The 14,265-nt window shown below is 35.9% G+C and carries 10 protein-coding genes; 4 read left to right on the top strand and 6 right to left on the bottom strand.

The features are described from left to right. Positions 1–253: 253 nt before the first annotated feature. The gene (locus tag ACP3VS_RS03315) at positions 254–1,591 is read left to right on the top strand and encodes a helix-turn-helix domain-containing protein (protein ID WP_036165612.1); all 1,338 of its coding nucleotides are present in this window, start codon (positions 254–256) and stop codon (positions 1,589–1,591) included. Between the two features lie 124 nt (positions 1,592–1,715). Here ACP3VS_RS03315 and ACP3VS_RS03310 read toward each other — a convergent pair whose 3' ends face one another. After that, positions 1,716–2,690: a proline dehydrogenase family protein gene (locus tag ACP3VS_RS03310; protein ID WP_012292878.1), complete on the bottom strand. Its 975-nt coding sequence runs from the start codon at positions 2,688–2,690 to the stop codon at positions 1,716–1,718. A gap of 611 nt (positions 2,691–3,301) precedes the next feature. Between ACP3VS_RS03310 and ACP3VS_RS03305 the strand changes: the two genes are divergently transcribed. Then, positions 3,302–3,922: a TetR/AcrR family transcriptional regulator gene (locus ACP3VS_RS03305; protein WP_031418674.1), complete on the top strand. Its 621-nt coding sequence runs from the start codon at positions 3,302–3,304 to the stop codon at positions 3,920–3,922. Between the two features lie 24 nt (positions 3,923–3,946). Here the strand turns inward: ACP3VS_RS03305 and ACP3VS_RS03300 are convergent, their stop codons facing one another. Together ACP3VS_RS03300 and brnQ are read right to left on the bottom strand one after the other, a co-directional pair. Further along, on the bottom strand, positions 3,947–5,320 hold the full coding sequence (locus tag ACP3VS_RS03300; protein ID WP_012292880.1) for a S41 family peptidase: 1,374 nt from the start codon (positions 5,318–5,320) through the stop codon (positions 3,947–3,949). A 192-nt stretch (positions 5,321–5,512) separates the two neighbouring features. Beyond that, positions 5,513–6,844 (bottom strand): branched-chain amino acid transport system II carrier protein, encoded by a 1,332-nt coding sequence (gene brnQ / locus ACP3VS_RS03295; RefSeq protein ID WP_426388370.1) that lies wholly within the window; start codon positions 6,842–6,844, stop codon positions 5,513–5,515. Positions 6,845–7,093: 249 nt separating this feature from the next. On the opposite strand from brnQ, the gene ACP3VS_RS03290 reads away from it, so the two are divergent. After that, positions 7,094–7,990 carry a LysM peptidoglycan-binding domain-containing protein gene (locus ACP3VS_RS03290; protein WP_031418677.1) on the top strand — a complete coding sequence of 299 codons (897 nt, stop codon included), beginning with the start codon at positions 7,094–7,096 and terminating at the stop codon, positions 7,988–7,990. An 89-nt stretch (positions 7,991–8,079) separates the two neighbouring features. On the opposite strand, the gene ACP3VS_RS03285 is transcribed toward ACP3VS_RS03290, so the two are convergent. Next, positions 8,080–8,976, bottom strand: coding sequence for an accessory Sec system S-layer assembly protein (locus tag ACP3VS_RS03285; RefSeq protein WP_031418678.1), 897 nt, complete (start codon positions 8,974–8,976; stop codon positions 8,080–8,082). Next, the gene (secA2, locus tag ACP3VS_RS03280) at positions 8,976–11,339 is read right to left on the bottom strand and encodes an accessory Sec system translocase SecA2 (protein ID WP_426388368.1); all 2,364 of its coding nucleotides are present in this window, start codon (positions 11,337–11,339) and stop codon (positions 8,976–8,978) included. Before secA2 ends, ACP3VS_RS03285 begins: the two co-directional genes overlap by 1 nt. A gap of 224 nt (positions 11,340–11,563) precedes the next feature. Between secA2 and ACP3VS_RS03275 the strand changes: the two genes are divergently transcribed. Next, positions 11,564–12,631, top strand: coding sequence for a glycosyltransferase family 4 protein (locus ACP3VS_RS03275; protein WP_031418680.1), 1,068 nt, complete (start codon positions 11,564–11,566; stop codon positions 12,629–12,631). 481 nt (positions 12,632–13,112) lie between these two features. Here the strand turns inward: ACP3VS_RS03275 and ACP3VS_RS03270 are convergent, their stop codons facing one another. Continuing rightward, positions 13,113–14,174: an LCP family protein gene (locus tag ACP3VS_RS03270; protein WP_099804979.1), complete on the bottom strand. Its 1,062-nt coding sequence runs from the start codon at positions 14,172–14,174 to the stop codon at positions 13,113–13,115. Positions 14,175–14,265 lie beyond the last annotated feature (91 nt).

Raw genomic sequence — 14,265 nt, 5'->3', positions numbered from 1 at the left:
TTAAAGCCTCTACATAAGCATTGTAGTTTGCCTCTTGTGAAAAATCTGTGAATGGTTCGTGTTTGTATGGAATCATATCTGTTTCCTCCCCTGGATAAAGGGTGCAAAATGATTATGCACCTTTAAAGATTTTGTTAATTATATAATGCAATATAATTTGGCATTAATCAACTAATTTTAAAACTTTTTTAATTATTGCATCTGTTTTTCGTATTGGTGTTAGAATAAGCATAATGGAATACAGGAGGACAAGATGGATAATAATGTATTACTAAGCATTTATAAATACGTCATTGAAAAAGGTGATATGGGAATCTGCGTTGTGGATACAGAAGGCAAATTGCTCATTTACAATAAAAAAATGCGAGAACTAGAAGGCGTGAATGAAGACGAGTATGAGGAGAGGCGAGCAATAGAAATCATTGATTTCGAAATCGAAAAAAGCGATATCTTTAAAGTTCTAAGTTCTGAAACGCCAGTTCTACATGTAAAAAAAACGTATTGGAATAAAAAAAATCAAGAAGTGACCTACATAAGCAATATTTATCCGTTGCACTATGAGGGTGTTTTAGTAGGGGCTGTAGAGTTTGCTCGGGATATTACGCAGCTTGAATATATGATGTATCAGCCATTAAGAAGATATGGTGCACCGCTAACATTTGATATTATTACGGCTGTCTCCGAAGTTATGAAGGGTGTCATTGAAAAGGCAAAAATTGTCGCCTTGAGCAGAATGCCTGTTGTGCTAATAGGGGAGTCAGGTACTGGAATTGATATGATTGCTGAGGGGATTCATCATGATCTAAACGTGCAAAATGATATGTTTATCGCATTAATTTGCCGGCGAGATGAGCAAACAGTGTTGAATCAATTTGAAAAATACATTGTTGAAAAAGAGAGAATTACTTTTTTTGCTGAACGCATCGAATATTTATCACTCGAGGCACAAGAAAAGATTGTCGAGCTATTCAACGATCATCCAAATCATCAGCATGTTTTAATTGCTAGTGTTGGCAAAGACCCAATAGATTTGATTCAAAAACAGGAGCTTTCTAAAAAACTGTACCGCTTATTTTCTGGAATCACAATTTATGTACCACCTTTGCGTGAAAGAAAAGAAGATATGATGCCATTTATTGATGATTACTTCAAAAGGCATCGTGATAGCTTTGGCTCAACGATTCAAGGACTTTCGGAAGAAGTTCAAGAGATATTTTTGAAATATGATTGGCCAGGTAATTTAAAGGAATTAGAAGTATTGCTGGATGAAATCACCTCTCTGATTACCAATGAAACGATCGTAGAATCCCATATGCTACCTGTTCATTTTAAATGGAAAATCCAAAGTACATGTGAGGAAACAGAAAATGAAGTATCAACAAGTGATTTGTTTGTCATTAAAAATCAGCAAGACATTCGACCATTAGATGTCTACATGAAAGAGGTGGAGGAATATTATATTTCCAAGGCTTTAGACTTTCATCAAGGTAATATCTCCAAAACCGCGGCTGCATTGGGAATTCGACGACAAAGTTTACAATATCGCGTAAAAAACTATAAGCTCAATAAAAAAAGCGAAAACATGGATTAACAATGTTTTCGCTTTTTTTGATAGCTTGTTTAGAATGATGGATAAAGCAGACGAACTGACGGATAGAATTCCGAAAGTGACGGCTAGAATTATCGAACTGTTGGATAGTCACTAGCCTTAAGTCTTATTTTCCTTTTTTTGAAAGACGACCAAGGGCGAAGGCTGCTGCTCCTAAGCCAATTGCTAGGTTTGTTTTTTTATTAAACACTTGTTTTGTTACAAGTGCTACGTTTTGTGGGCGCTCAGCTAGACGGCGCATAAAGTAACCGTACCAGTCGTTACCAAATGGTAGGTATGTGCAGAAATTATAGCCTTCACGTGCAAGGTCTAACTGCATTTCTTTACGGAAACCATATAGCATTTGGAATTCAAACTTATCATTTGGAACGTTATGCTGTTTAACGAATTGCTTCACATGATTAATAACATTATGGTCATGAGTAGCGATAGAAGTAAATTTACCATGTAACAAGTGATGTTCGATTAGCTTCAAATAGTTCCGGTCGATATCACCCTTTGATTGATATGCTACACTTTCTGGCTCTTTGTAAGCACCTTTTACAATACGTAAACGGAAGTTTTTGTACTTCTCAATATTTTCCTCTGACTCGAAGAAGTAAGCTTGAATAACAGTTCCCACATTATCAAATTCTTTGTGTAACTCCTCTAATAATTCAAAAGAGCTGTGTAAACGTTCATAATTTTCCATATCGAAATTCACGAAAATATTATATTGATGTGCAAGCTCTACGATTTCTTTTAGGTTTTCGTAGCAAAATGCGTAATCAATATCTAACCCTAATTGGGAAGGTTTAAGTGAAATATGAGCATCTAGTTGCTCATCGTGAATCGCTTGGACAACAGCTAAAATATTATTTTTTGCAGCAGTTGCTTCTGATTTCTCATAAACGAACTCTCCAAGATTGTCGACTGTACAAGAAATATTCGCTTTATTTAATTCTTTAATAGATTGGACAACTTCAGGTAAGCTAGTGCCTGCAACAACACTTTGTGCCCCCATTTTTAGACCATATTTTTGTGCAGCGCTATTTAATACTTTGTTTTCTGATAAGTAAATGAAAAAATCACGTAGTACCATTTTTATGCCTCCAAAATTGAAAATTTTAAATTCTTGGCGATTATAACACTTTTTTCGAAAAGTAAAATGGGATGATTTTTAGAAAAAATTTTTTTGAACAGATGACTGAGGAGGTAAACTCTTGGCGTAATTGATTTTTCGAATTTAAAAACGGCCATAAAAAATATTTTTTCAAAAAAAAGGACTTTTCAAAATAATAGTTTTGTTTTATGTTAAAATTTTTGTCTTAAAACGGAAGTGCTGCTTTATTGAAGGAGTTTATTACTATAATTTTGCTAATTTATTGGGTGAAAGAGTGTTTATTTAAACCCAATCTATAAGAAAAAAAGAAATAAGTGAAATCCTTCTATTGATAATATGTTGATATAACTTTATGGTATGGATAATTGAGGTATTTTGGAAATTAAATAAAAAATATACACTTTTTAGTGTAATCATAAATCTATCATTTATAGTAAAAATTTAAAAGGTGTATTATAATACAATGGTGTATAATCATGAATAAAAAATGCACATGTTATGAAAATTTAGTTACTTTTGATTAAGAATAGTGTGTCTATTAGTGATGCTAAGGGATTAGGGCGACTATAAACTGAGATAAGGTGGAAAGTATGGCAAGGGGTAGAAAATTTAATTCAAATGGTGAACGAAGTAAACAACTATTACTTGAAAAAGCGATAGAGCTATTTTCTGATAAAGGATATCATCATACAAAAATTAGTGATATTGTGAAGGCTGCTAATGTAACACAGCCTACTTTTTATTTATACTTTAAAAGTAAAGATGCACTTTATAATGATTTGAACTTGCAATTTCAGAGTGGCTTTTTTGAAGCGATGAATAGTAAATCCTCTGATAGTATGGCTAATGGATTAGAAGCATTTATTTCGATTTTAGAACAAAAACTGTCAAAATTATTTCTCTACATAATCGAAAATCCGAAGCTATCAAAAATCGGTTTTATAGAATCTAAGCAGGCAATTTTAGTAAAATCTCAACTAACGCAAGAATTAATCCATCTTATTTATCTTCATGATTGTGACAAGGATTTACAACGTTATCGTGTAGATATTAAAATTTTAATAGATTCTTTAGTTGGATCGATGGAGAGACTGATTTTAACCAATTTACTAGAGCAAAAAAGATTGCCAGCAGAACTAGCAAACGATATTGTACAATTATATTTTTGGAAAACTGAAGAAATCATACAAAAATCCTCCCATCAGTCGTAATGTAGATTGATGGGAGGATTTTTCTTAATTTTCAAATTTTATGTGCTGATAATAACCTTTTTGTCCCTTGCTTTGTTTATTCGGATGAATGAGTAGCATATATTCCTGATTGAGTGATAAAGGACTCGTTGGAGTAACAATTAATGTTTGCCCTTCGACTTTAGTAGTGGCTAATACTTCATCGCCCCCTAAAGCAATAAGTTGAATAGACCCCTTATCCATTTGTGAAACAAGTGCTGTAGGTAGTTTCACCGTTATTTTTCCTGTTTGAATGCTAGTCTTCCCAATTGAAAGCTTTTTATATTTAGGGTATTGCTCCTTTATGGCATCAAAATGTGCCTGGAAAATAGGCGCTGTTGTTGTTTGAATATTGGGTTTGACTCCTACTTCATGAATGGTTTGCTGGGCAGGACCTGTAAATTTGCCTACAGTTAATTTTAAGTAGCTTCCGTCATGGAGCATATAAAAGCCCTGCATGGCGCCCTTCCCGTAAGTAGTTTCACCGTATAAAATAGCTGCTTTTTGGTCTTTTAATGATGCAGAAAGCATTTCAGAAGCACTAGCGCTGTATCGATTGACTAAAATACGCGTATTTACTGGAAACTTCGTATTTTGCTTAACGGCTGGTATTGTATAAGAGGCATGTGCTTCCTCTAATAGATACGCAACTTTTGCTGATGGAAATAGACCTGTAAGCTCTTCAGCTGTTGTAACATACCCGCCACCGTTATTTTGTAAATCGAAGATAAACGATTTAGCACCGCGCTTTTTTAAATCAGCTAACGCTTTTTTGACAAGCTGTGCACCATCTTCTGAAAATGAAGCTAGTGAAATGTAGCCAACATGCCCAAACAATAATTTAGATTGTACATTTGGTAATGTGAATTTTTTTCGTGTAATGGTTTTTGTCGTCGTCGTTTCATTACTATGTTTAAGTGTAACTTTCACCTGACTACCTTCATGACCAGTTAAGAGAGAAGAGGTCTCCTGTGTAGAACGACCAATAATTGACTCACCATTTACTGCAATAATGATATCTCCTGCTTGTAAGCCTGCATCAAATGCACCACTGCCCTCAATTACTTGTAAAATATGAATACCATCTTCGTGCTCTTCAATCACAACACCGATGCCGATGGATGATAAATTGATGCTATTCATATAATCTTCAAATTCTTGTTTTGTAAAATAAGTGGAGTAAGGATCCAGCATATCAATAATTTCTGCGATGGATGTAGCCTTTTCTAAGTTTCCGTTAATCGTCCCCACATACGTATTCTGTATAATATCCTTTACTTCTCTTACTAACGATTGTTCATGGCTAGCTGCTTGCGTAGATGTTAGTGGTAGGAGAAAGAAGCCTAGAATAAATACGAACGGCCATATTAATTTTTTCATTGAACACCTCTTTTCTAGAACTCACAATAGGAATGTATGTCCTCCTAGTTAATGGATGGATACATTTTACAATTGAGTATCTAGTTTTTATTATACATGAACGATAGAAATAGTGGATGAATTTAATGTCATAGAAAAAGAATCTACTTGCCTTGTATAGCAAGTAGATTCTCATGAAAAATGTCAGGTCCATTAAGCCGAGACTCGATTGTTAAATAGTTTATAAATAATAAAACCGATAAATGCACCAACAATGGCTGGTACAAGCCATCCTAAGTTTTGCTCATACAATGGCAAGGCTTGAAGAATATTTTCATATGAAGTGATGTCGATTTTCATTTGCTTTAATCCATCATATAGGCTGACAAGGAAGGTAGGGATTAACGCTAAAATATAAACAATTTGTCCACCTTTAAAGAAGTGATCCATTAATGATAGCACCATTAATACCATGGCTATTGGATAAATGATTAACAGCACAGGTAGAGATGCTTTAATAATTGTTGAAAGCCCTACATTTGTAATGGCTGTACTAAAAATAGTAAAGACGATTAAGAATGTTTTGTAGGATACTTTTGGGAATAGTTTATGGAAAAATTGTGCGTTGGCAGTTAGTAAACCTACAGCTGTTGAAATACAAGCTAGTAAAATAGTCGCAGACAAAATAATACTTCCTAGACTTCCAAAAAGTACTTCTGCTGATTTTGCAATAATATCTCCACCATTCGCAGAAGTACCAATGGCAGCAATGCTTGTATTACCGATATGACCGAGTGAGATGTAAACAAAAGATAAACCAATTGCTGCAACAACACCAGCAAATATAGTTGTATTGACTTGCTTTTTCTTATCTGTCATGCCCATATCGCGTAATGCTTGTAAAATAACGATACCGAATACAAGAGCGCTCAGAACATCCATTGTTAAGTATCCCTGTACAAATCCTTCAGCAAATGGGGAACTAATATAGTTTCCAACCGCTTCCCCTGGCTCGCCCATTGGAGAAAGAAAGCTTTTGACAGCCAGCAATAAAATGACAAGAAGTAGGGCAGGGGTTAAGATTTTTCCTACTCGATCGACAAGCTTCGAAGGGTTAATGGATAAATAAAGGATTAAGGTAAAAAACAAAATAGATGTAATGAAAAGAGGTGCCCAATGATCCTTCATACCTTCTGAAAGAAAAGGGGCAATTCCAATTTCATAGGACACCGATCCAGTTCGTGGTACAGCAAAAAACGGGCCAATTGCTAAATATACAATAGATGTAAAGAGTATACCAAAAGCGGGGCTAACACGATTGGCGAGCAGTTGTAAATCGCCTCCTGCTTTAGCGACAGCAACGATAGCTAATAATGGTAAACCGACACCTGTAATTAGGAAGCCAATCATGGCTACTGAGATATTTTCACCTGCTTGTTGACCTAATAACGGTGGAAAAATAATATTCCCAGCACCCAAGAATAAGGCAAATAGTAGTAATCCTACTGCTAAATTTCCTTTGAGGAAATGCATGATGTTTTTCATAAGTTAAAAACTCCTTTAAGATTGAAAAGATGAAACTTTCTAAAAATTTTAAATACAGAAGTGTATGTTATCATAGGAACTAAATTCTTGCAATGAATATACTATTGTAATATAGTCGGATTTCGTCGTTTTCTATAAGTTTGATAAAAAGTTTGAAAAATAGTCAGTATTTCCGATTTTTCATAATATAATTATCTAGTATGATAGACACACAAGGAAATATTCTAGCACGAACGGAGGCACTTTGGTATGCAAAAAACAAAAAAATGGAGAATTCTTGTTTTAAGCACTTTAGCCACTTCATTTTTAACACTACAAACTGCAGAGGCTGCAACATATACTGTACAAAAAGGCGATACTTTATCTAAAATCGCCCAAAATCATCAAGTAACGATTACAGATATTATGAAATGGAATAATCTATCGAAAGATACGATTTATGTGGCTCAAAAGCTTGAAATTCAAAAGCTAGCGACGAATGATAGTAAAAATCCTTCAGTTCCATCAACAACCGTAAAGCAGCCAACAACTACTTCTCACACAGTAGCGAAGGGTGATACATTATCCAAAATTGCTAAGCAATATAATGTGACCATTAAGGATATTATGAGTTGGAATAAGCTGGAGAAAGACACAATTTACATTGGACAAGTGTTAAAAATGTCTCCAGGCGCAGTCATTCCCGAGAGCGATTCAATACATAATAATGTGACTTCAGATGCGGGTACACCATCAAAAGTAACATCAAATGATCCTACCACTAATGGACAAGCTATTTATAAGAAGACAATAGAAGTGGCCAATACATTGGTTGGGACACCGTATCTATATGGTGGAAATACACCTGTAGGCCTTGACTGCAGTGGCTTTATTTTCTATACCTTTAATCAAGGTGGCTTAAAAATAGGAAGAGCGAGTAGTGAAGGGTATTTTAATGGCAATACAACAGCTGTACAAAATCCAGTACCTGGTGATTTAGTCTTCTTCGAGAACACATATAAAGAAGGGATTTCTCATATGGGTATTTATCTTGGTGAGAATAAATTTGTCCATGCAGGTACAGATGGTGTAGAAATTTCAGATGTTACGTATCCATACTGGTCATCTAAACTAGTAGCCTATAAACGTTTTGATAATGTGAAATAAAAAACTAGGGATTTTTGCTAGGGCAGAGATCACTAGTGTAGTGGGAACTTATAAAGCCCCTTCTCTTTATTGAGAAGGGGCTTTATGTATTATTGCGTTACACGTGCTGTCCAACGAGAAAGATCAGCGTCTTCTGCATCAACAAGCTCTGCTGGGAAGATAAATGTCCATGGCTTTGTTGAGTTCGGTTGAACAGTTAGAATTGGGTCCATTTTAAAAGAACCTTTTGCAATTTGCTTACCTGTCGAATCAATAATTTCTAAAGGTAATTGCTCTAGATTGATCGCTTTGTTGTGACCATTTCGGATAAAGATGGATACGTTTAGATTACCGTTGTCTGCTAATTTTGCCTGTAGGCCTGTAAAGTTTACCTCAGTTTCACCTAGCTCTGGTAATGTTTTGACGATTTTCTCAAGCTCTTCTTTTTGAGCTGCTGGTAATTGCTTTTCCCATGATGGATCTAGCTCTAATTGGTGACCACGAAGGGAGACTAGGTTAAAGGCAATTTTCCAGCCATCTTCAGGAACTTCGTCTACTTTAATAGTAGATTTTTCAAATTCAAATACCCATGGACGAGCACTTTCTGCTGGAATTGTGCCTAAAGCTTTAAAATCGAATTTTTTAGAAGCGATAAGCTCTTCATTTTTATCTAGAATGAAAAGTTCAATTTCACCTAGCTCAATTGCTTGTGGTAAAGAAGAACGGAAAAATGCACGAACTAGCCATTTTCCAGCGCGAGCCTCTTCAATACTAATAGAAGATAGTGATAATTGATTCGGTTTCAATGGTTCTAGCTCATTCGCAAGGAAGTTAAAGATGTACTTTTGCTCCTGCGGCACATCCCATTCTGGATGAAAGGACAGTTTTGTTACAACATCACGGTGATCACCTTTATTTGCTGTAGCATTTCCTAGCAGGTCTTTAGAGTCAATCGTATTTTCTTGACCGACTTTGTCCGATTTTTTAAAAAATGAAAATAAACCCATTATTGTTCCTCCTGTTGTGCCTCGACTGTTTTCATGAAGCCTGTAATCTCTATTATAATTGAACGACGTAGCTCTTGGAAATTTTTACCGAACAATTCAAGTCCTTCTCGTTGGTAAATTCGCATTGGGTCTTCTTGTTGATAATGGCGTAAGCCGATTCCTTCTTTTAAATGCGTCATTGCCTCTAAATGTCTTACCCAACCACTATCGATATAGCTAAGCATAATTTGTGGAAGAACTTCAATTACTCTTTCATTTTCCGCAAATTTCTCCATATGATTGAGGAGCTCTTGTTCAGAAGGCTGAATATCAGCTAAAATTTGTTTTACTTTACCAACCTCGCGATCGATTGTAACTGGTGTGATGAAAAGGGAGTTAAGTGCATGCTCCATCCGATCATAATCCCAATCTATTGAGGATACATCCTCCGGTGCAGCATCTAGTACAGCGAAGTCAACCGTTTCATGTAGCATTTTTTTCAGCTCGCCCATTAAGTCTTCACCAGCTAAAATTTTGTCTCGTAGTCCGTATAGTACAGTACGTTGATCATTAATAACATCGTCTAACTTTAAGTTATACTCACGCATGCCATACTGAGAACCTTCGACAATGCGCTGTGTACGGTCAATTAGCTCCTGAACCTCTTTATTTTGAATAATGCCCTGTTCGTCAACGACCATTTTGGCAGAGAATTTTTCAACTTCTTCTTTTGCATAGCGTCGGAACATATCATCTTCAATAGAGAGAATGAAGCGGCTTTCGCCTATGTCACCTTGTCGACCAGAACGACCACGAAGCTGATTGTCTACACGGCGACTTTCATGCTTTTCGGTACCAATAACATATAAACCACCAAGTTCGTGAACATCATCGCCTAACACGATATCCGTACCACGACCAGCCATATTTGTCGCTACCGTAATACGCCCTTTTTGACCTGCCTGCGAAATAAGCTCAACCTCTTGCTCAACGGTTTTTGCATTTAGTAATTGGAATGTTAATTTTTCCTTTTTTAGATAATCGGCCACTGTCTCAGACTGTAAGATCGATGTTGTACCAATTAAGATAGGCTGTCCTTTTTCGTGGCGCTTTTTAGTTTCGGCTGCCACATACTTATATTTTGCCTCTTGAGTGCTAAAAATAATATCAGGCTGATCGACACGTTGACGTGGACGATTCGTTGGAATTTGTACAACTTCCATGCCATATACTTCACGAATTTCTTTTTCCTGTGTTTTCGCTGTACCCGTCATCCCAGAAAGCTTCGGATACATACGGAAATAGTTCTGAATTGTAATTTGTGCTTGTGATTTATTTTCATCTGTAATAGTGACGCCTTCTTTGGCTTCAATTGCTTGATGTAAACCGTCAGAAAGCGAACGTCCTTCTAAAATACGGCCTGTAAACATGTCCACAAGCTCGATTTTGTCATCTTTCACAATGTAATCCACATCACGTTTAAACATGACATGAGCTCGTACTGCTTGGATGACATAATGGAAAAGTGTTTGATGTTCTAAATCATACAGATTTTCAACATTGAAAGCAGCCTCAATTTTTTCAATACCTTTATCTGTTAGAGATGTAGCCTTTGTTTCATCATCGAAATCATAGTCTTCATCCTTATTGAAACGTTTAGCTAACATAGCCGCAATGCGATGTAATTCATCATTTGAAGGCATTTTACCTGCGATAATTAAAGGTGTTTTAGCTTCGTCGATTAATACACTATCCACTTCATCAATAATTGCGAAGTGATAAGGACGCTGTACTTTATCTGCTAAGCTATAGGACATATTGTCACGTAAATAGTCGAAACCAAATTCAGTACCCACACCGTATGTAATATCTGCATTGTAGGCTTCTTTTTTCTCATCAGCCTCCATCATTGGAATATTTAAACCAACAGTTAGGCCAAGAAAACGATGAATTTGACCAACTAGCTCATAGTCACGTTTTGCTAGGTAATCATTCACGGTGATGACATGAACGCCTTTACCTTCTAATGCACGTACGTAAGAGGGAAGAGATGCCACTAGTGTTTTACCTTCACCTGTAGGCATTTCAGCAATATTACCTTCTGTTAACACTAGACCACCGATAAGCTGCACATCAAAATGACGCATTCCTAATACACGCTTTGAGGCTTCGCGTACAACAGCAAATGCGTCTGGGATGATTGATGTAATAGGCTCACCTTGTTCTAATTGATTTTTGAAAATAAAAGTCATTTCACGTAATTCGGCATCTGACTTGTTAACATACTTTTGTTCAAGATTATTAATTTGATCTACTATTTTGTAGTAGCGTTTTAATTGACGAGCACTCGTTTGCTCTTTGTTACTTTTGAAAATTGAGAACATGAAATATACGCTCCTTTAATGTTGTCTAAATGCTAGACACTCCATTATTCTATCAAATTTTACGTATGGTGACTACAATTGACTATATAGGAATCTATTAATGCTAAAATGTACAAAATATTTGTGAAATCGTGGAAAATGTTTAGAAAAAGTATATTTCAATGCTTGTTCGTGCTATAATCAATTTGGATTTCAATGTAGATTATTTTTTGAGGAGGAGAGACATGATTTACGTGTCTTTAATAGCAGCATTCGTTGCATCCATTTTGTTAACTCCATTAGTGAAACGTTTAGCATTTAGAATAGGTGCAGTGGACGCACCAAACTATCGAAAAGTACATGCTCGAATTATGCCAAGACTTGGTGGTTTGGCTATTTTCCTTGCATTTATAATTGGTGTAACGATTTTATATTCTTATTTAATTCATACTAAAAATGGCAATAGCGATTATTTAATAGCGATTATTATTGGTGCTTGTATTATAGTAGCGACAGGCGTTGTGGACGATATGCGTGAGATTTCTGCGAAAGCAAAAATGCTTGGTCAGCTGGGTGCTGCTCTCATTATTGTTTTTGTAGGTGGCATTCAAATTGATGTGGTAAACCTACCATTTTTAGGTACATTAGATTTTGGTTTACTAAGTATTCCTTTAACAATCATTTGGATTGTTGGGATTACAAATGCTGTTAATTTAATTGATGGCTTAGATGGTCTAGCTGCTGGTGTATCCACAATAGCGCTGATTACATTAGCGGTCATGGCATTTATTATGAGTAATATGTTTGTATTAGCAATAGCAGCCATTTTAGCTGTAGCTTCACTTGGCTTCTTATTTTATAACTTCCACCCAGCCAAAATCTTTATGGGTGATACAGGAGCACTATTCCTTGGATTTATGATCTCTGTACTAGCGCTACTTGGGTTTAAAAATGTTACGTTCGTTTCTTTAATCATCCCAATTATTATTCTTGGTGTTCCGATTTCTGATACGTTCTTTGCGATTGTTCGACGTGTACGTATGAAGAAGAAATGGTCTGATCCAGATAAATCCCACTTACACCATCGTTTACTGGATATGGGTTTCACACATCGTCAAACTGTACTTATTATTTACGGAATTGCAGTGATGTTTGGATTAGCAGCAATTATTTTCTCAATGGCAAAAGTATGGGGTGCGATTTTACTTGTCGCTGTCATTCTAACAGCTATCGAAATATTTGTAGAAATTATCGGGCTAGCTGGTAAAAACTACAAACCATTATTGAATTTTGTACGAAGCTTTAGTAAATAAAGCTTTGTGACATACTAAAGACTAAAGACGCACTCAAAAAATTGAGTTTGTCTTTAGTCTTTTTTGATTTCCATAACTCCAGATTAGGTCGAAATGCTTCCTGCATGATCTCTACTTTGAGTTGGAATTTTAAGAGAGGACATCTATCCATAAGGGAAGTATACGAAAGAGACGCGAGAACTTCTTGAAGGCTTTTGATTGGGTCAATCGTTGTTTCACAATGCATAGGGCGTTATGTTTTTTCCTCCTTCGCGTCTAACATTTTATTATGAGGTTAGTTGGTTATTGTCACTAACGGAGAGCTGTTTAAAGTAGCAGATTAAAGGGAAAAGAAGCAACAACAAAAAATCTGCTCGTATGGTCGTTAAGGCGTATGGAAAAGAGAAGGAGAGATAAACTAAAATGGCGTTGGCTAGAATAAAAAGACCATAGACAAAAATTTCGTCTATGGTCTGAAGGGTTTTATTGTTATACGAACTGATTATTCAACCACTGAATTTTCATCGCTAGCAGCACTATCAGTTCCTGTATTGTTGCTACCACTTGAAGTTAGGCTTGAAGATTCTTCATTTCGGCCAAGATGGTTTTTGAATATTTCCTTTGTTTCTTCCACAGAATCCTGATTTAGCTGGTAATAATAAATACCAGTAGACATATCATCTGTACCATCTAAAGTTAAAGTGTCGATACGCGGAGCGCCTTTTGATAAGTATGATAAGAAGGATTTCATTTCAGTAAATGTCATATCTGTTTTCATATTATCACCAAGTGCCTTGATTACATCATCATACTTTGTGATGGAACCTACAGAAGCTACTTTTTTAATAATAGCTGAAAGAATTTCCTGTTGACGTTTACCACGTTCGATATCGCTATCCTGTTTACGTGTTCTTGCAAGAGCGAGTGCCTCACTACCATTTAAATGCTGTAGTCCTGGCTGTAAATTGATTGTAAACTTATCAAATTCGTCAAGTTCGTGTAAGGCATACGGTACTTCAGCCTCTACACCGCCTAATGCATCGACAACATCAATGAAGGCATTGAAGTTCATTCGTACATAGTAGTCGATTGGGATATCGAATAATTGTTCTACTGTCTCAATCGTAGTAAGGGTCCCACCCATTGCGTGAGCATGAGTGATTTTATCTTTATAGCCGACCTTAGGAATATAAACGTAAGAATCACGAGGGATACTTAACATTTTAACGGTATGTGTTTTATTATTTAATGTTGCTAAAATAAGCGCATCAGAACGTGAATGATCAGAACCTTGTCCACGATTATCACTATCATCAACTCCGACAAATAAAATAGAAACATTATCATGTACGGGTTCTACTTTTTCCTCACGGAGCTTAGATACTTCCCGACCTTCTAATACTTCATGGGCTGAGTTTGCCGCATGCTCTACCTGTTTTGTAAGGTAAACACCATAAGCAGTAACACAAATTACTAAGCTAGCCACTAGGAGTAGTGTAACTTTTATAATTAAGGAAGCTTTAGAAGATCTCTTTTTGAACTTATTAACAGATCTTTTTTTCATATTGGATATATTCTCCTCTTATTATTGGGAATAATAATGCGATAAAGCTAAATTTTATTCAATTACTAAAGAAGTAAACGTGTGGTCCATA

It is taken from the genome of Lysinibacillus sp. VIII_CA (assembly GCF_049943995.1).
Taxonomy (GTDB): domain Bacteria; phylum Bacillota; class Bacilli; order Bacillales_A; family Planococcaceae; genus Lysinibacillus; species Lysinibacillus pinottii.
Note: the sequence above shows the minus strand (reverse complement) of the source record. Positions and strands in the feature narration are given on the sequence as shown.

Bases quoted from the DNA above. Each gene is read 5' to 3' on its own strand.
- ACP3VS_RS03285 (WP_031418678.1), bottom strand. From the start codon at position 8,976: ATGGGTTTATTTTCATTTTTTAAAAAATCGGACAAAGTCGGTCAAGAA.
- ACP3VS_RS03290 (WP_031418677.1), top strand. From the start codon at position 7,094: ATGCAAAAAACAAAAAAATGGAGAATTCTTGTTTTAAGCACTTTAGCC.
- secA2 (WP_426388368.1), bottom strand. From the start codon at position 11,339: ATGTTCTCAATTTTCAAAAGTAACAAAGAGCAAACGAGTGCTCGTCAA.
- ACP3VS_RS03315 (WP_036165612.1), top strand. From the start codon at position 254: ATGGATAATAATGTATTACTAAGCATTTATAAATACGTCATTGAAAAA.
- ACP3VS_RS03275 (WP_031418680.1), top strand. From the start codon at position 11,564: ATGATTTACGTGTCTTTAATAGCAGCATTCGTTGCATCCATTTTGTTA.
- brnQ (WP_426388370.1), bottom strand. From the start codon at position 6,844: ATGAAAAACATCATGCATTTCCTCAAAGGAAATTTAGCAGTAGGATTA.
- ACP3VS_RS03305 (WP_031418674.1), top strand. From the start codon at position 3,302: ATGGCAAGGGGTAGAAAATTTAATTCAAATGGTGAACGAAGTAAACAA.
- ACP3VS_RS03310 (WP_012292878.1), bottom strand. From the start codon at position 2,690: ATGGTACTACGTGATTTTTTCATTTACTTATCAGAAAACAAAGTATTA.
- ACP3VS_RS03300 (WP_012292880.1), bottom strand. From the start codon at position 5,320: ATGAAAAAATTAATATGGCCGTTCGTATTTATTCTAGGCTTCTTTCTC.
- ACP3VS_RS03270 (WP_099804979.1), bottom strand. From the start codon at position 14,174: ATGAAAAAAAGATCTGTTAATAAGTTCAAAAAGAGATCTTCTAAAGCT.